Here is a 17,371-nt window from a genome sequence, read left to right as displayed (position 1 = left end):
GTCTTCTTTGGGTTATAAATTCATCAAAGCATGCTCCCGCCCTGGGGTTAACCAGAAGTGGAGCATGGATGGATATCAATCATATTAAAGATAGAAATATCAGAAGTTGCGAATGCCGCTGTGGAGCAGTCAACCTAGTATGCCGAGGTGAACCTCAACGTACATCTGTCTGCCATTGCTATGAGTGTCAGAAACGCACCGGAAGTGTGTTCGGCGTTCAGGCTCTGTTCCCAATAGAACAAGTTACACTCAGCGGTGAAGTGACCTCTTTTTCACGCATCAGCGATACGGGTAATGAAGTCACCTATCAGTTTTGTCCCAAGTGTGGCACCACCATGCTTTTGCAGTCGGTTGCCGCCGCTGATTTTTATATCGTCCCGCTCGGATTATTTAAAGAGCAAGACTTCCCACTGCCGAGCTTTTCGGTTTATGAAGAACGCAAACACGGTTGGGTTAAGTTCGACCACCAAATGAGCCATTACAACTAGTTCGTCATTGAGCGTTATCTTTATCTCGTTATTGACCATTATCTTTATATAGCAACAGTATTAAAACAAACTGCAATACTGTTGCCTAAGATCAAATATCAACGCTTCACAGCTCTAGCGTATCTTTTGTCTAGCGTTATAATCTTGCTCCTCTATTTAACCCAGGGTGAACCACATGATTTCTAAGTTACCTTGCTGGGTTGAATACGGCGCCCTTTTGTTAGCTGGTCTTGCTGGCAGTGTTAATGCTATCGGCTTACTTGGCTTCCAACATCAAGCTATCTCCCATATCTCCGGCACCATGTCTTTGCTAGGCAGTAGCCTGCTTACACCGACCTCGGCTTCTGTTCACCTCCTATTGGTGATCATGAGCTTCATGTTAGGTGCGGCGTTCAGCGGGTTCTTTATTGAAAACCAAGCATTGAAGTTAGGACGCCGTTACGGTGTTGCACTATGTATTGAGGGTGGATTGCTGTTTTTGGCGCTGTGGACACTGTTGCAAGGCTATACTTCAGGTCAGTATTTCGCTTCAGCCGCGTGTGGTTTGCAGAACGCGATGATCACCACTTACAGCGGGGCAATCATTCGAACAACACACATGAGCGGGATCATTACCGATCTTGGGATCATGATTGGCGCTCGCTTAAAGGGGATGCCTTTTGACCGCCGTAAAGCCAAACTGCTAATTTTCATTGTGGTTGGCTTCCTGTTTGGCGGCTTAATTGGCGCTTGTCTGTTCCAACGCTTCGAAATCTTGGCATTGGCTTTCCCTGCCTCTTTTGCTTTCATTATTGCGTTTAGCTACTGGTTATACTTGACCTATCGAACTGAAACCCCAGTCAATTTATAAATATCTGGCAATATAACCTCAAACTACGTAACATCCGCAACACTTTATTCTAAACTCTTAATACGTTGCAGAATAACCAGTATGAATATTTAGCTATATTTGATGAATAGTATTGCAAGCGATATTAATACTGGGTAATCTTGCACCCAATGAGAAAATACGGACGTTTAGTGAATAAAAATGCCAAGGATGTGGCTTTTTTACGTGTAGAAATTCGAGAACAATAACATGTCTAACAACACGAATACTGCTCAAACAGAGAAATCTAAAGGCAGTTTCTGGGTTTTCTTAATCCCATCATTGATTGGTTTATTCCTTTTCATGGCGCCAATCAGCTATCAAGGTGATCTAACCATCCCTGTAGCTATCTTAGCCAAATCAATTCAAGCGGTTTTCGGTGAATATCTAGTCCCTATCATCACTGCGATCGTTGCTTTCATGTCTGTAGCTTCAGTTTTAAGCACCATTTTTAAGCCTACATTCATTACATCAAATTCATTTTTAAACGGCCTTTTCAACCCATCTCCACTGTGGTTGCTGGTTCGTTTAATTGGTGGTGCTGCAGCCGTTATGGCTTTCTTCCAAGTTGGCCCTGAGGTTATTTGGGAAGAAAATACTGGTGGTCTGGTTCTAGAAGGCCTGCTTCCGACACTGTTCTCAGTATTCATCTTTGCTGGTTTGCTACTTCCGCTTCTACTTAACTTTGGTCTACTAGAGCTGTTTGGCACGCTACTAAGTAAAATCATGCGTCCAATCTTCAACCTACCAGGCCGCAGTGCTATTGACTGTATGGCTTCTTGGTTGGGTGACGGCAGTGTTGGTATCCTGCTTACAAGCAAACAGTACGAGAAGAAATTCTACACTCAGCGTGAAGCTGCGGTTGTTGGTACGACTTTCTCAGCAGTATCTATCACATTCAGTCTTGTGGTTATTGCTCAGGTAGAACTAGAGCACCTGTTCCTACCTTTCTACGCAGCAATCTGTTTAGCGGGTATTGTGGCAGCGGTGATCATCCCTCGCCTTCCACCACTAAGCATGAAGAAAGATACTTTCATTGATGGCAGCAAGCCGCACAAAGACGCTGACGCGATCCCAGCAGGTCACTCAACGTTCTCTTGGGGTCTTGAGCTAGCGGTAAATAAAGCATCTCAAGTAAAGTCGGCTAAATCTGTATTTGGCGAAGGCGTTCGTAACGCCGTAGATATGGTATTTGGCGTACTGCCTGTTGTTATGGGTTTAGGTACAATGGCACTGGTTATTGCGGAATACACGTCTGTGTTCTCAATCCTAGGTCAGCCTTTCATTCCATTCCTAGAGCTACTTGGTGTTCCTGAAGCGGTTGCAGCATCTGAAACGATTGTTGTTGGTTTTGCGGACATGTTTATCCCAGCAATCCTTGCGGCTTCTATCGACAACGAGATGACTCGCTTTGTTATTGCAGCAATGTCGGTAACTCAGCTGATCTACATGTCTGAGGTGGGCGCTCTACTTCTAGGCAGTAAGATTCCAGTGAACATCTTAGAACTGTTTATTATCTTTATTCTACGTACGTTAATTACGCTTCCAGTTATCGCTGGTGTAGCGCATCTAATATTCTAAATTAGATACTACTTATGTAACTCAATAAAGATTCAGTTTATAAAGCCTCACTTTTGTGGGGCTTTTTATTTGCGAAAATATATACACAGTATTATTTGGAGTTCAATTAATTTATAAGCTCTGCATGTCATTTGATTTCATATCGTTTGTTCACCCCGCCTCTTTTTAATAGAAAACTGAACGCATAACTATCAAATTAATACATTCTTAATTCCTCCTTAAACTCCGTCTAGCCCCATTCCCCAACTCATTGAACCAAATACTAAAAGCAACAAATATGCGCTTTAGTGAATTTTGCATTGTTTAGGTTGTTGTATTTTTGTAGTCTATTTTGTGAAATTACATTCAAGTAAAATCCAATCTAGTCGATATATATAATTACAAAAACACGATTAACTTTAGTCTTCGCAAAGCCTGTGAGAAGGGGAAAACTCAATGAAATTTAGCCATAAGGTGGTTGCTGCATCATCAGCCTTGCTGCTAGTGACAGTATCATTGCTTTCAATACAACAACTTTACACTGTAAGAAGTGCAGTAGAAAACCACGTCAATGCGAGCCTGAAAGAGATGGTCTCGGGCGTGAAAAATACCGTCGTATCGGAGATGAACGCCAAGAAAGCGTTGGCTCAATCGACGACTGAAGTCATCGAGATCAACCCTGAAGATCGCGCTTACGTTAAAGAAATCTTAGAAAAGCCAAAGCTTAAAAACAGCTTCCTAGCGGTTGGTTTTGGTTATGAAGCAAACGGTTTCGTTATTGAAAATGATGATGGTTGGGATGCCGGTCCAGACTACGACCCACGAATTCGTCCTTGGTACATTGATGCTAAATCCAAAAACAGTTTAGTTGTTACCGCTCCTTATGTGGATGCATCAAGTAAGAAAGTCATCATATCAGTAGGTACTCCAGTTAAAGACAACGGCCGCTTTACTGCGGGTATGTTCTACGACCTAGAATTGACGAACCTTGCTACCTTGGTCAACCAAGTGAACTTGTTTGATGCGGGTTACCTGTTCCTAGTAACAGCCGACGGCACCACGATTGCTCACCCAAATGCGAAAAACAACGGTGAAACGCTATCAAGCTACATGCCACAAGCGACTATTCGTGAAGGCTCTCAAGAAATTGAAGTCGACGGCAAAATGTTCCTAGTTAATTTCACCCACATCCCTAGTGAAGATTGGTATATAGGTGCAATCCTCGATGAAGAGATCGCGTTCCAAACCGTTGAAGAATTGAAGAACAGCTCAATGATCTACTCGTTGATTGCAGTTATTCTCAGCATCATTGCACTGACTGTTCTGATTCGTGTGTTAATGCGTCCACTGGATGCGCTTAACCAAGCCATTCAAGATGTGGCGAGCGGTCAAGGTGATTTAACTAAGCGCCTAGATACCAACACAGACCAAGAGTTCTCTGACCTAGCGAAAGGTTTCAACACCTTTACTGAAAACCTGCAAAATCAGATCATTCAATCGAAAGCGATTGGTGTTGAAATTAAGCGTGGTACTGAAATCACGGTTAAAGGTGCAGGCGAATCAGCGAAAGCGATGAATACCCAACTGGAAGAGCTTGAACAGTTAGCGACTGCAATGAACGAGATGGCGGTTACTGCAACTGAAGTTGCAAACAATGCTCAAGGCGCAGCAGCGGCAGCCCGTGAAGCAGACGAAGCAACGCTAGACGGCACATCTGTCGTAAGTGACACCACTCAAGCGATTGATAACCTTTCAGCACGTATCGACCAAGCGGTTGCCGAAGTACAAGTACTTGAATCAGCAACAGCCAACATCGAAACAATTCTAAAAGTAATCAACGATATTGCAGACCAAACCAACCTACTGGCATTGAATGCGGCTATTGAAGCGGCGCGTGCTGGTGAATCAGGCCGTGGTTTCGCAGTCGTTGCCGATGAAGTTCGTACTCTGGCACAACGTACTCAAGAATCAACTACGGAAATCCGCAACATGATCGAGCAGCTCCAAGCGGGTGCAAGCTCAGTATCGAACGCGATGAACCAAAGTAAAGACACAGCCACTGACGCCGTTGAACGAGCTCAGCAAGCGAACTCTTCACTTGACCGTATCCGTGACGCGATTCAACGCATCTCAGATATGAACATCCAGATTGCTTCAGCGGCAGAAGAGCAGAGCTTAGTAGCGGAAGAGATCAATAACAACACTGTTAAGATCAAAGACCTTTCAACACAAGTATCAACAGCGGCCCAAGAAGCGAATACCGCAATGCAGCAGCAAACTGACAATGTTCGCCAACAAGACGAGCTATTGAATAAGTTTACGGTTTAACCAAGGTTTGGCTCAGTTGCCGTTTGGCTGAGTCGCCATTTGGTTTAGTTACCGAGCAATAGCTTAAAATAAAAAGCCCCGATTACTGATTGCCAGTAAGCGGGGCTTCTCTTTCTAGTCTATCCAAGTTAACTCGTGACAGGCTTCAATTCATTCGTCGTTAACATCATACATTGGTTCGATTCCACCTTGATGGTTAAATCCTTACCAACACATTCAAACACATCATCCGACAGTAAATCGGTTACCGCACCAGTCCAATTTAATGAGGCTGTTTTGCTTCGCTTCGACTTGTTGATCACCACAATGCCTTTATCGCCACGGACAAACACCAACAAATCATCATTCGCTTCAACCACACGCATCGCTTCGCCATGAACATGGTTATGGAATTGAATCATGCTTTTCATGTAAGGCGCTTGCCAGTCGTTAAGCCAACGAGGCTGACCGCTCTTGTCCAGAATACCGCTGGTGCTCAGTTCACTGTAAACAAGCGGCACACCGCCGTCTCGACCAAGAATGAAAGCATGAGCCAATCGCTCATCCACTTCATCCATCACATGCTCCAAAAACACCTCGTTATTGGGAATATCATGAGTGACCGCAAACGTGATCGCTCGCATATTCGACAGAGCCTGACCAAAACAGTATGGGTTAATCAAAGACTTAAAGCTGCCCTGCTCTTCAAATGCTTTGAAGATGGTGTTGAACAACGGGAAATCGTAAGCGCCTAAGCGAGTGTGTTTAAGATAAGGCTCAAGGAACAGCTCATACTCTTCTTCTGTCGCGCCGCCATCGGTAATGATCTCACCGAAGATGTGCATTTCTTCGCAGATGTCATCAGTCCACACCTTGCGTAGATGTGCCAGTGTCATGTGCTTTGCCGCGTCAATGCGAAACCCTTTCACACCAATCTCTTTCAGTGCTTTTAGGTAGGCTCTTTGCTGTGCCACCACATTATCGTTATCAAGCAGCGTTGGCAGGCCAGGGTCGCTCGCGCCACCGGTAATACGCCCGTTTTGCACTTCCCAAGTGTCTTTCCAGTTCTTGATGCCAAACGCCTCCACGAAGTCGTTCTCATCAAATAGAGGCTCAGAAAGGTCACCAAACAAACGTATGGATTCATAATAGTCAGCATCTTTTTGATAAGACGCCATGTCTTGCTGATTGGGATACGTTAGATCACCGCGGATACCCGATTCGTTGGCCATGTGGTTAAACACCACATCCACATAAGTACGAAGCCCATGTCGCTTTAACGTGTCGACCATCGCTTTAAAATCTTGTGTGTCACCCAACTGATTATCGATCACACGATAGTCTTGGGGCTGATAGCGTTGCCACCATTGAGTGCCAGAATTTCGATCGCAACCTTTAGGGCCGCGCAGCGATTTCATCGCCGGTGATACTAAAACAGATTTATAACCCAACTCTTGGATCAGTGGGGCGTTCTTCATTACGTCAGCGTAGCACCAGTCAAAGGCATGCAATATGACATCTGTCGCTGGTTTGCTTAACATAGCTGAACTCTCCATGTTGTTCTCCTACCAAACTCGTTTACAGCTTTTTAGAAAAGGCAAAGGCTAAAAGGCAAAGCTGCAATAAATTTCCTCAAGAATGGCATTTATTATATGAGTTACTCATTAAAAACCCTCCTCCTCCTACCAATTACTCACGGTGGATGGTTGAGGGCGTAGCACCAATTATCGCATAACGTCTGGGATGAACACTCAACCGTAGTGCTTTAAAACGCGCACAAAAGTCACAAAAAAGGAGCGTATATACGCTCCTTTTATTCAATCTAACACATATTTATAACTAAGTTCTGTAAAGAACCTTCACGACGTGCCAGCCAAATTTTGTTTTCACAAGGTGTGGTACAAGCGTCTCGCCAGAGAAACAAACCTTATCAAACTGAGGCACCATTTGACCTTTTTTGAACTCACCTAGGTCGCCGCCCTTTTTACCAGATGGACAGGTTGAATGTTTCTTCGCTAGCGTTTGAAATTTAGCGCCCTTTTTAAGCTGCGTCATGATGTCTTCTGCTAGTTCTTTATGCTTCACCAAAATATGAAGCGCTGCTGCTGTTCTTGCCATGATAATTCTCAGTTTGTTGCTGCCAGTTTACTTACGACGATTACTTAGAACATCGCGAATGAACTGACTGTTGTAAATCTGTTTGCCGCTAACGGCTTATCGACATAAATTCATCGACAGCCAGCGTTTAGCGTGATTTTAACCCAAGAACCGCTATTCTTCATTCTATAACCGAAAACAACTGCCTTAAAGGCCATTAAAAACCGCATCGCGACTTGCTGCGGCTTCCATTTCCCTTTAAATTAATCCTTATAAATTAAGCGCGTATTAAGTAGGAGCCACTTATGGCCAAACCGATCAGTAAAGCGAGTCAGTCACAGGGAATGTTGATGTTCAAGTTGTCCCTCACTCAAAGTTTTGCGATTGGCACGCTTAAGGTCAGAGAAATCGTCCCTTTTCAGCCGATGACTCAGATCCCCTACTCCCATCATCACGTGATTGGTACAGTGACTATCCGCGACCTTACAGTTCCTGTGATTGATATGTCCGCTGCGATTGGCTTCCGTCCGATAACACCCGCTGAATACCAAGATTGTGTACTCATCGTTACTGACTGTTTGAGAACAGTTGTGGCGTTCTTGGTTCGTTCAATTGATAAAATCATTGAATGCGACTGGAAGAGCATTGAATCTCCACCCACCAGTGTGGGTCGCAATGTGTTTGTTACCGGTATTACACGTTTCGAAGACCGTATTGTGCAAATGCTCGACGTGGAACTGCTGCTTTCTAAGATCTACCCAGCTTATGAGAATGCTCATATCCCGATGCTGACCGATGTAGAAAGGGAACGCCTCAAAGCATTGAACATCTTATTAGTGGATGACTCTTTGATTGCACGTAAACAGTTATCTGATGCCTTAGACAGCATCAACATCCCTTACAGCATATGTAACAACGGCTTAGATGCCATCGACCTAATGCGACGCCAAGCCAGCGCTGGCAATGCCATTGATCTTCTGGTGAGTGATATCGAGATGCCGGGATTAGATGGTTATGAGCTTGCATTTGAAGTGCAAAACGACAGCGCTTTAAGTCACGCTTACTGTATTTTGCATACCTCACTGTCCAGTGAGATCTGTGTCGACCGTGCTAATCAGGTGGGGGCGCATGAAGCGCTTGAGAAGTTCAACGCGGGTGAATTAATCGAAGCTATGCTACGCGGCGCAAAAGTCTTAAACGGCGCCTCTACGGCTGCTTAGGCTCTGTTATAGAAGCTAAACCTGGCATAGTGCTCAATGGTTTAGCTTCTTAGTCTCTTCTTTCTTCAAATCTTAATAAGAATAGAGCTAACCGTTAGTCTTTGTTTTCTGGCATAGACTTTTTCGGCATAGAGTAGCTCTTACTCACAAATTCCACTTCCTCGACTTCATTCACATGATTGGTAAAAGAGGCCAATGCATAGAGAGTGTTCGCGACTAGGTTGGCGTATTTAAAAAGAATCGGGTCTGGCGACTTTTTGCTTTCATGATGTTCAATACTCACCAAAGCTCGCACAACTTTCTTAGCCTGACAACGACACAAGTGAAGTTCACTAGACACTCGGTGTCCACCGGGTAAGACAAAGCCTTTAACCCCCCCTTCTAACTGCTCACGGATACGATGATAATCTTGCTTGAGCTCGACCAATTCAGACTCGGTGATGGCAAGCTTACCGCGCACAGAGCCATTCAAATGGTAGATGTTTGGCTGCAAGCGTTGCAGGATCTCACGAACCTGAGGCTCTAGCTCTAAAGACAACACCAATCCAACTCGGCAACAAAGTTCATCCGACAAAATCTCAAAATCACAGATAGGACTGTCTTCATAAATAAACGGGTAACAGAACTCGTCCCAATCTCGACTTACTGGTTTCACGTACCGATCCTTACATATAAATAGTCATCAAACGCCAATATACGAAACTCTTTGATTTAGACATAAAAAAGCCCTCACATTGGAGGGCTCCTAAAGAAATCGATTAAACGAGATTACTCGTTAGATACTTTTTTGTGACCTTCTTGTAGGTGAACGAAATCCACCAGATCGTCGCCTGACACTTGGTATGCCTGACCAAAGCCTTTAACGAACAGGCCGTTCTCAGCTTTAAGGTTAAACAGAGAGAAGTCTTGAAGTTGGCTCAAACCATCAATGATTTCACCAAAACGCTCTTGCATCTGGCCAATCACTTGAGTCCAAAGTTCCGTTTCACGCTCCACAACACTTGCTTGAGCATCAAACGTTAAACGTTTACGTGCGTAAAGTTGCTTCGAGCTCTCTTCGTCTTCAATCATCATCAAAGAGACCTGAGGGTTCGCTTTCAAGTTGCGAGCATGGCGAGCAATATCAGAAATTAGAACAAAGTAACCTTCTTGGTTCTGAACGAAAGGTGCGTAACTTACGTTCGGGCGACCTTCTTCATCAACCGTTGCAAGTTGAAGGGTACGGCGCTCTTGGCGAAACTCTTTAATTTCTGGACCTAGGCGACCTTGTAGACGTTCTTGTTTTACTTGCTGTTCCATGGGTAATTCCTTTCTTCACTTTCTCTGATTTATTATTTTTGCCCAAGGTTGAGCGATCATTAGCGAACTAAACGATCCTCGAGCATTGATGTCTTGTTTAAGCCAGTTGGCAACCCTATGTAAGATTGCTGCTGATTATTTACTGTAAATTGAACTTAAGCTTGTTCTTTTAGCGCTTTGAAGCGTTCTACTTGGTCGGCAATAAGCTCACGCTTTTCGTTGCGGCCTAGGTAAATCTTAAAAATGTTCTCACCGGTTTCACTGAAGAAGCCGAAGTAATGACTTTCACGACCCATGAACGCCTTGCTCACCAAACCGATATGTTTAACGTTATCAAGTTTAAGGTGACCATGAAGCTCGCCCTCTTTGCCCATTAGGTTGTAGTAACCACGCGCTACCTTACCTTTCGGGAATGGCGCTTTAACTTCAAAGATAGAACCAAATGAATGCACGATAGTGGTCACAGGGCCCCAACCCACTAAACCTTCTAGAATCTCTTGAGCACGGCTGCCATCTAGCATTACCGCCATGTCGTTTGGAAAAGCAGCAACCACTTCAACCTCTGAAACACCTAGCTTCTCAGCAATTGCTGTTGGCAGTAGTTTTGGCTCTTCTTCTAAAATTAGAGCTACGCGTTGTTCTAGAGTTTCTGTCATTTCTAATGTTGTATCTGTCATTGAATATGTTCCGTATAAACGAGTAAGTTATAAACTAAAAATTCGATATTAAGCGTGCTTCAAACTTGCATGCGGGTGTACGCCCGAACCTGACGCTTTAGGCGCTGGGTGCATAGCTTGGTATTCAGCGTTAAGCACTTGAATCACACTCTGCGCTAGGCTTACCGCCCAAAAGCTGCCAGCAATAGTCAGGCTCAGATAATCTTCCGAAAGCTCAACTAAACCGTTCTTTTCCCAATGCGCGAACAAAGGCTTGAGGTAGTCGAACGTATCTTGCCCCATAAATCTCGGTAGCGTACTTCTTCTAACAACACCAGAATCGAAACCTGCCTTTAATGTTGAGAAGATAGGCTCTAATGAGCTTTGCTTAGTCATCATGGCAATAGGTAATTGACCTTGCTTTATAGACTCCATGTAGCTGTCTAAAGTTCGATGCTGCATCACACCATGACCGCCGATGTTGCCACCAGCGCCACAACCAATGGGTAGAACTTCGGCATAAGTTTTCGCTAAGCTGTTGTAAATGCTGCGTTCGCGGTTATCACGAGTCCAGTGGTTTACGCTCAGTTGCTTGACCTTATTTTTTGCCATGAACTCCACACCCGCCAAATACATGCTCGCCTTATCTGGCGTATTCGCAGGCGGTGGGATTTTTCCTTTCTCAACAAGATTAAGCATAGGTGCATTGCCCGCAACAATCAGTTGGTAGAGGTCAATGCCGTGTGCGCCAGTAGACATGTAGTCTTCTAAATCTTGTTGGAACACTTCCATAGATTGGTGTGGTAATCCGTATAACAGATCAAGAACGATTGGCGCTTGCTCGGTGCGGCTTAGTGAACTGATACGTTCTAGCACAACCTCTCGGTCATCTAGGCGCTTAGCACTACGTCGAACCTGAGTATTGAAACTTTGAATACCGAACGAGAAACGATTGAAGCCACCTTCAAGCGCACGATCAAACATCTCGTCACCAAATCGATTGATGCGCCCTTCCAATGTCATCTCAACATCGTTTGCTAGTGGGAAATATTGACGAATCGCTTTACCCAGCTGCTCAACTTGTTGAGACGACAAATCGGTGGGAGTTCCGCCACCAATATAGACGGCGTGAAATAGTCCAGACTGAGCCCAAGGTGTTTTGGCTTTCTGCTTTAGCTCGACCATCAGTGCATCGAAATACTCATCCACTAATTTACGGCTTGCGGCATTTTGGAAGAAATTGCAGAACGTACAACGCACACGACAGAAAGGAATGTGGATATACAAGCAACGCGTATCCTGTTTTTTCCCTTCACTCAGCATCAGTTCGTCAAAGAGTTCTAACTTCTTACTGGGGTCGACCGGAATTGAACTTCCTCCGGCGTGTGCAGAATGCTTTTTCGCAAACGCAAAACGAAGCGGATCAGGGCTAGAAACGCCCAAGATTGATTCGTCAAATTTATAAATATTAAGACTCATATAATCTCTCTAAACACTTACATAGCAAAGTCTGGAAGACTATTCGCTAAAAACTGAGAGAATCATAAATACACGCAAATGATAATGCAATTGATAATTGATCTTATTTAGATTCTAAGCAATAATCCGATACAGAATTTTGATTTGGTAAAGGATTGATTGTGAACGTTCCTAGATATGTTATTGCAGGCGGTGCATCGTTAGTGATTCATGCCGCGTTGTTGTTTGTCGCTCAAGAATCCAAAGTATTTGCGATGCCTGCAGGTAGCCAATCGAACACGGTATCGATCAACTTCACTCCTAAGAGCGTTCCTTCACAAGCTCAGCAAAAAACAATCACAGAGCCAGTTAAACCTGAGCCAATAAAAGAAACCGTCTCACAAGCCGAACCAAAAACGGTTGAGCCAAAGCAAGCTAAGCCAACCCCAAAGAAAAAAGCGATCACCAATAAACCTCAACCAAAGAAAGTTGAGAAAAAAGTGATTGAGCAAAAGGTTGTCGAGAAGAAGCCGGTTCAAAAGAAACCAGTAACTGAGAAAAAGGTAGTTAAGAAAGAACGCCCAAAACCAGCCACTCAACCAGAGAAACTGGCCGACAAGAAAGTCGATAAGAATATGGACGAGTCTGCCAACCAGCCTCAGGAAGTAAATCAAGGCGTATCAAACCAAGAGCCGGTTTTGGTCACTAAACCTTCGTTCTCTGCGCGTCCTACCCCACCGAATTACCCTCGCCAAGCAAGACGCCGTGGCGTTGAGGGTGTCGCAACGTATGAGATCTGGCTAGACGCTGAAGGCAAACAAATTAAACAAGCATTAGTAAATTCATCAGGCGCGCTAATGCTCGATAACGCCGCATTAGATGCCATTAAACAATGGAAATTCTCACCTCACACTGTCAATGGTCGAGCGATTGCTCACCGAGTACAAATACCTGTTCGTTTTAGGTTGGATTAATCATGCAACAAATCAGTTACTTACAAGATCAACTTGGCTTAATGACTTGGCCTCTTCTTATCTGCTCAGCATTAACAGCAATGATCATCGCTGAACGTGTCTTCCAAGTCATGCTCAGCATTGGTGTGGGCAAACGTGCCATTCGTCGCGAGTTAAACCAAACCTCACCAACCAACAGCAAAGAGATTGAAGCGCTTGCTCAGTCGATTTCAGGTAAACGCCCGCTCTTGTACAAGGGCGTGTCAATGTTGCTTGCTCACCACTCTTTCTCAAAAGGGTTACGTGAAGATGCCGCTGGGATCTGGCTACAAGAAAAACGCCACCAGCTTCATGCAGGTTTAAGACTGCTTGGTTTGATCGGCGTGATCAGCCCACTCATCGGCTTGCTTGGTACGGTACTTGGTCTTATTGAGATGTTTAAAGGCGTTGCCGCGACAACAGGCAGCATCACGCCTAATGATTTGGCAGACGGTCTTGGATTAGCAATGCGAACCACAGCAGCAGGTTTGATGATTGCGCTTCCTGCTATTTCTGGTGCTCAGCTACTAGGGCTATGGGCCGATCGAGTGCTGGCTCAATTGGAGCATACATTGAACTATGTGAATGTGTGGCTAGAAGGCATGTCGATTCAAACCAATCAGTCTGATGATACTCAAGGTAAGCCTATCAACAAAACCTCTATCGGTGATGTGAGTCAAGCATGATTAAAACGCCCCACTCATCTCACACACAGAGCCTAGCGCCAGACTTAACACCGCTGCTCGACATCATTTTTATCGTGATGGTTTTTCTATTGCTTACGGCATCAGTAAAGCTGGAGTCACTGGAAGTTGAGCTGCCAAGCTCGGATGTCAAAAACGTTTCTGAAGTCCACAAGGATTCGATTAGCGTCAATATTTTAGACCGCGAACCCTACTGGGCAATTAACGGCCAAGAATACATCGACTGGGAAAATTTCAAGATTGCCCTGTTAGAAGAGACTGGTTCAACGGATAAAAAACCGATCATCATTGGCGCAGATAAAGCCGCTAACGTGGAGAACCTAGTGAAGTTGCTTTCATTCCTTCAAGAAAACGGAATACCAGCGACTCAATTGCTCACGGACGATGGCTAGAGCGACACTCAATTTTCACGAGGTTTGGCTTCTGGTTGATAAAACTAAACAAGCAGACTAAGCCTCTCTATCGATTCGAACTCACAATGCGAACGGACTGCTCACTGAGTATCTTCGCGATACAAAAAGAAAATATAAAGAACTTATTATGAACAACTTAAACGTGCTCAATAAATTAAAGACCAAGACACCTCTTCTTTCATTAGCTGCAATCAGCCTGGCACTTAGCGCACCCGCAATGGCCAACGACGCTGAACAACCTCGAATCATCAGTGCTGGCAGTGCCGTTACTGAATTGGTTTTGGCATTAGGTGCCGAAGAGCAGTTAGTCGCGATTGATGTGACCAGCCACTTCCCTCAAGGAGAAAACCTGCCAAAGATTGGTTATCACCGAAACCTGTCTGCGGAAGGCTTACTTGCCCTAGAACCGACCACGTTGATTGGCTCGGATGAAATGGGACCAGACAACGCTATCTCTCAATTAAAATCGGCAGGCGTCGATGTAGAGATTGTTAACACTGAAGCAAACGTGGAAGGGCTATTAAAGCGTATCGACCAAATCGCAAAGATCACCCATACCGAAGACCACTCGCAGCAAGTGAAAACCGATGTGAATCAAAAGATCGCAGCACTGAAAGCGAACCAAGTACCAAGCAACGAAGCGAAGAAAGTTCTATTCCTGTTGCTGCATGAAGGTCGCCCTGCCAACGTTGCTGGCGGTGAAACATCACCAAACGCAATCATCGAGTTAGCTGGCGGTATCAACCCTGCCGCTCAGAGCTTAACGTCTTACAAGCCACTTTCAATGGAATCACTCGTTGAGATGCAACCTGATGTCATTTTAGTAAGCGGCCGTAGTTATCAAAAAATGGGCGGCGCAGATGCCATCCTGAAATCACTGCCTATGCTAGCGGCAACGCCTGCAGGTATGAACAAGCAAATCATTACCGTAAATGGCAGTGCTTTGGTTGGCGGGCTTGGCCTAGAAAGCCTCTCTGAAGCAAAGCGTCTAAACGCACTTATCTACCCGCTATAACTCAACCACCCTATTTCTGCTATCGCTAATTCGCTTCCCTCACCAACTGACTCACGCTGTTGTTGAAGGAGGTCGAAGTTAGCGATAGATATTGAGGCCCTTTATGTTGTTACGCTCCGTCCCACTGAAAACGTCGATGTTAGCTCTAGGTGCAACCCTAGCTTTTGTCGCGCTGTACTCGATCACTGTTGGGCCAATGAACATTAGCTTAGCGGACAGCGCCACAAGCTTAATTAAACCAAACAATGACTTAGCACCTCACATCAACTTAGTGATTCAAGAGATCCGCTTACCTAGAACCATCTTGTGCATGCTGATTGGTGCGATCCTCGCCTTGTGTGGTGCAGTGATGCAGGGTTTGTTTCGAAACCCACTTGCAGAACCTGGCATCATAGGTGTGTCTGCGGGCGCAGCATTAGGTGCTGCACTGGCTATCGTTTTGTTCTCTGAGCTATCGCTTCAATACCCTGCTTTCATGAACTTTGCTGCGGTTCCTGTGTTCGCTTTTCTTGGCGGCGCTTTAACCACGCTGCTGGTGTATAAGCTGGGTACAGGTAAATTCGGCACCTCTGTCACCATCATGTTGTTGGCGGGTGTGGCGATCAGTGCGCTCTCTGGCGCAGGTATTGGCTTCTTGAATTTCATTGCTGATGACCAAATGCTGCGCGATCTTTCATTGTGGTCGATGGGTTCATTGGCGGGCGCTAAGTGGTCAGGAATTTTGCTGGCAGCTGTCACGCTCGTTGGCTTGTTTGTTGTTTTCTACCGCCAAGCGATGTCTCTAAATGCTCTATTACTGGGCGAGTCAGAAGCGCAACACCTTGGTATCCCAGTTCAAAAGCTGAAACGAAAGCTGATTCTACTGACGGCTGCGGGCGTTGGTATCACAGTTAGCCTGTCTGGCATGATTGGTTTTATTGGATTGGTTATCCCACATTTAGGTCGCATGTTGGCAGGCCCTGACCACCGAGTTCTGTTGCCACTATCAGCGGTACTAGGCGCACTGCTGCTAACCGCCGCAGACATGTTCTCACGTGTGGTACTTGCTCCGGCTGAACTTCCTGTTGGTATTGTCACTGCGATTATCGGCGCCCCATTCTTCTTATATCTACTATTTCAACAGAAAGGGAGAATCCTTTAATGTTTCCTTCAGCTTTAAAAGCGACCGATATCGAAGTGAAGTTCGGCAGTAAAGTGATATTAGATGGCGTTTCTATTGAGATTGAAGCGGGAAAGGTAACCACACTGCTTGGGCCAAATGGCGCAGGTAAAAGCACGCTGCTTAAAGCTTTGTGCCAAGAGATATCAAGCAACGGCGATATCCAGTATTTTGGACACAGTAAAGACAAGTGGCCTTCTCAAAAGTTAGCGAAGCACCTTGCTATGCTTCCTCAACACAGCACATTGACCTTCCCATTCTTGGCACATGAAGTTGTCGAGCTTGGTGGGATTCCTCTGCAAGAATCCAACAAGAAGCTGACCAGCATTGCTAGCCAAAAAATGGATGTTGCTGATGTGACTCACCTGAGTGAAAGACTTTATCCTTCGCTATCAGGCGGTGAAAAGCAGCGAGTGCACTTGGCTCGAGTGTTAACCCAGCTTCACTATTCTGGTGACCAATGTATTTTGATGCTTGATGAACCAACCTCTGCACTGGATCTTGCCCACCAGCACAACACCTTAAAGATTGCGAGAGAATTAGCCGATAACCACAATGCCGCGGTTATCGTGGTTTTGCATGATCTCAACTTAGCCGCGCAGTATTCCGATCGATTGGTGGTATTGAAAGATGGCAATTTGGTGTGTGATGGCAAGCCTTGGGATGCACTGAAACCTTCGATGATAGAAGATGTGTATGGTTACAAAAGTATCGTAGAAAAACACCCAACCATGAGCTTCCCTCAGGTTCACCCCGCACAATAAGTCCGATTAAGGAGCGACTCGTTTTGAGTATTCGTTCTTGATAACAATGACGTAATCCTAAGCCTCGATTTGTTCGGGGCTTTTTATTGGCTCACAGCCACTCTCTCGGCTTAAACTCAATTTTATTAATAACCACAACAGCAAGCACCAAAACGACTCACCTTGAGCATTTGAGGCTCTAGAAATGAACTCTACTTGTTAGGGTTACTTAGCTTTTAACACTGAAGAGTAAAACAAGCCGCGAGCGTAAGCATATAAAAAGAAAGGAAATAACATCATTCAACAAGACTGCGAAATCGATGTGGGATTGAGAGAAAAACGTACAAGAAGTGAAACTGCAAGCACAAAAAAAGGTTCATCGCGGCTTTCCG

General features: G+C 45.0%; 17 protein-coding genes. 11 read left to right on the top strand and 6 right to left on the bottom strand.

Annotated features, from left to right (window positions below):
* Nucleotides 1–68 precede the first annotated feature (68 nt).
* From AB4209_RS16630 to AB4209_RS16615, 4 genes are all read left to right on the top strand, one after another.
* Entirely contained in the window at nt 69–488 is a 420-nt protein-coding gene (locus tag AB4209_RS16630; RefSeq protein ID WP_372056520.1) for a GFA family protein, read from the top strand.
* Between the two features lie 175 nt (nt 489–663).
* Complete coding sequence (locus AB4209_RS16625; RefSeq protein WP_372056518.1) at nt 664–1,338, top strand: YoaK family protein; 675 nt, start codon at nt 664–666, stop codon at nt 1,336–1,338.
* A gap of 228 nt (nt 1,339–1,566) precedes the next feature.
* Nucleotides 1,567–2,937, top strand: a complete 1,371-nt coding sequence (locus AB4209_RS16620; RefSeq protein WP_017064319.1) for a YjiH family protein — start codon at nt 1,567–1,569, stop codon at nt 2,935–2,937.
* Between the two features lie 435 nt (nt 2,938–3,372).
* Entirely contained in the window at nt 3,373–5,244 is a 1,872-nt protein-coding gene (locus AB4209_RS16615; protein ID WP_017062748.1) for a methyl-accepting chemotaxis protein, read from the top strand.
* 128 nt (nt 5,245–5,372) lie between these two features.
* Here the strand turns inward: AB4209_RS16615 and AB4209_RS16610 are convergent, their stop codons facing one another.
* Both AB4209_RS16610 and ppiC read right to left on the bottom strand, forming a co-directional pair.
* On the bottom strand, nt 5,373–6,779 hold the full coding sequence (locus tag AB4209_RS16610; protein ID WP_017062749.1) for an alpha-amylase family glycosyl hydrolase: 1,407 nt from the start codon (nt 6,777–6,779) through the stop codon (nt 5,373–5,375).
* A gap of 283 nt (nt 6,780–7,062) precedes the next feature.
* On the bottom strand, nt 7,063–7,344 hold the full coding sequence (gene ppiC / locus AB4209_RS16605) for a peptidylprolyl isomerase PpiC (RefSeq protein ID WP_258185064.1): 282 nt from the start codon (nt 7,342–7,344) through the stop codon (nt 7,063–7,065).
* 281 nt (nt 7,345–7,625) lie between these two features.
* Between ppiC and AB4209_RS16600 the strand changes: the two genes are divergently transcribed.
* Nucleotides 7,626–8,540 carry a chemotaxis protein gene (locus tag AB4209_RS16600; RefSeq protein WP_017062751.1) on the top strand — a complete coding sequence of 305 codons (915 nt, stop codon included), beginning with the start codon at nt 7,626–7,628 and terminating at the stop codon, nt 8,538–8,540.
* Nucleotides 8,541–8,634: 94 nt separating this feature from the next.
* Here AB4209_RS16600 and AB4209_RS16595 read toward each other — a convergent pair whose 3' ends face one another.
* From AB4209_RS16595 to hutW, 4 genes are all read right to left on the bottom strand, one after another.
* Entirely contained in the window at nt 8,635–9,195 is a 561-nt protein-coding gene (locus AB4209_RS16595) for an ATP:cob(I)alamin adenosyltransferase (protein WP_017062752.1), read from the bottom strand.
* A gap of 113 nt (nt 9,196–9,308) precedes the next feature.
* Nucleotides 9,309–9,839, bottom strand: a complete 531-nt coding sequence (gene hutZ, locus AB4209_RS16590) for a heme utilization protein HutZ (RefSeq protein WP_004731858.1) — start codon at nt 9,837–9,839, stop codon at nt 9,309–9,311.
* Nucleotides 9,840–9,994: 155 nt separating this feature from the next.
* Complete coding sequence (gene hutX / locus AB4209_RS16585) at nt 9,995–10,516, bottom strand: heme utilization cystosolic carrier protein HutX (RefSeq protein ID WP_016784265.1); 522 nt, start codon at nt 10,514–10,516, stop codon at nt 9,995–9,997.
* A 48-nt stretch (nt 10,517–10,564) separates the two neighbouring features.
* On the bottom strand, nt 10,565–11,974 hold the full coding sequence (gene hutW, locus AB4209_RS16580) for a heme anaerobic degradation radical SAM methyltransferase ChuW/HutW (protein WP_017062753.1): 1,410 nt from the start codon (nt 11,972–11,974) through the stop codon (nt 10,565–10,567).
* A 161-nt stretch (nt 11,975–12,135) separates the two neighbouring features.
* On the opposite strand from hutW, the gene AB4209_RS16575 reads away from it, so the two are divergent.
* The 6 genes from AB4209_RS16575 to AB4209_RS16550 all read left to right on the top strand — a co-directional run bounded on the left by AB4209_RS16575 (nt 12,136) and on the right by AB4209_RS16550 (nt 17,000).
* Nucleotides 12,136–12,927 carry an energy transducer TonB gene (locus AB4209_RS16575; RefSeq protein WP_017062754.1) on the top strand — a complete coding sequence of 264 codons (792 nt, stop codon included), beginning with the start codon at nt 12,136–12,138 and terminating at the stop codon, nt 12,925–12,927.
* Between the two features lie 2 nt (nt 12,928–12,929).
* Entirely contained in the window at nt 12,930–13,631 is a 702-nt protein-coding gene (locus AB4209_RS16570) for a MotA/TolQ/ExbB proton channel family protein (protein ID WP_065583702.1), read from the top strand.
* The gene (locus tag AB4209_RS16565) at nt 13,628–14,041 is read left to right on the top strand and encodes a biopolymer transporter ExbD (RefSeq protein ID WP_017062756.1); all 414 of its coding nucleotides are present in this window, start codon (nt 13,628–13,630) and stop codon (nt 14,039–14,041) included. Before AB4209_RS16570 ends, AB4209_RS16565 begins: the two co-directional genes overlap by 4 nt.
* A gap of 148 nt (nt 14,042–14,189) precedes the next feature.
* Nucleotides 14,190–15,077 carry a hemin ABC transporter substrate-binding protein gene (locus AB4209_RS16560; RefSeq protein WP_017062757.1) on the top strand — a complete coding sequence of 296 codons (888 nt, stop codon included), beginning with the start codon at nt 14,190–14,192 and terminating at the stop codon, nt 15,075–15,077.
* 103 nt (nt 15,078–15,180) lie between these two features.
* A complete protein-coding gene (locus AB4209_RS16555; protein ID WP_017064312.1) occupies nt 15,181–16,218 on the top strand; it encodes an iron ABC transporter permease in 1,038 nt (345 codons plus the stop codon).
* On the top strand, nt 16,218–17,000 hold the full coding sequence (locus tag AB4209_RS16550) for a heme ABC transporter ATP-binding protein (RefSeq protein WP_372056515.1): 783 nt from the start codon (nt 16,218–16,220) through the stop codon (nt 16,998–17,000). The genes AB4209_RS16555 and AB4209_RS16550 overlap by 1 nt, the downstream gene beginning before the upstream one ends.
* Nucleotides 17,001–17,371 lie beyond the last annotated feature (371 nt).

Origin of the sequence: Vibrio sp. 10N.286.48.C11 (assembly GCF_041469805.1) — a bacterium.
Lineage (GTDB): Bacteria > Pseudomonadota > Gammaproteobacteria > Enterobacterales > Vibrionaceae > Vibrio > Vibrio crassostreae_C.
The sequence above is the reverse complement of the archived record's forward strand: the minus strand, read 5'-3'. Positions and strand labels throughout refer to the sequence as shown.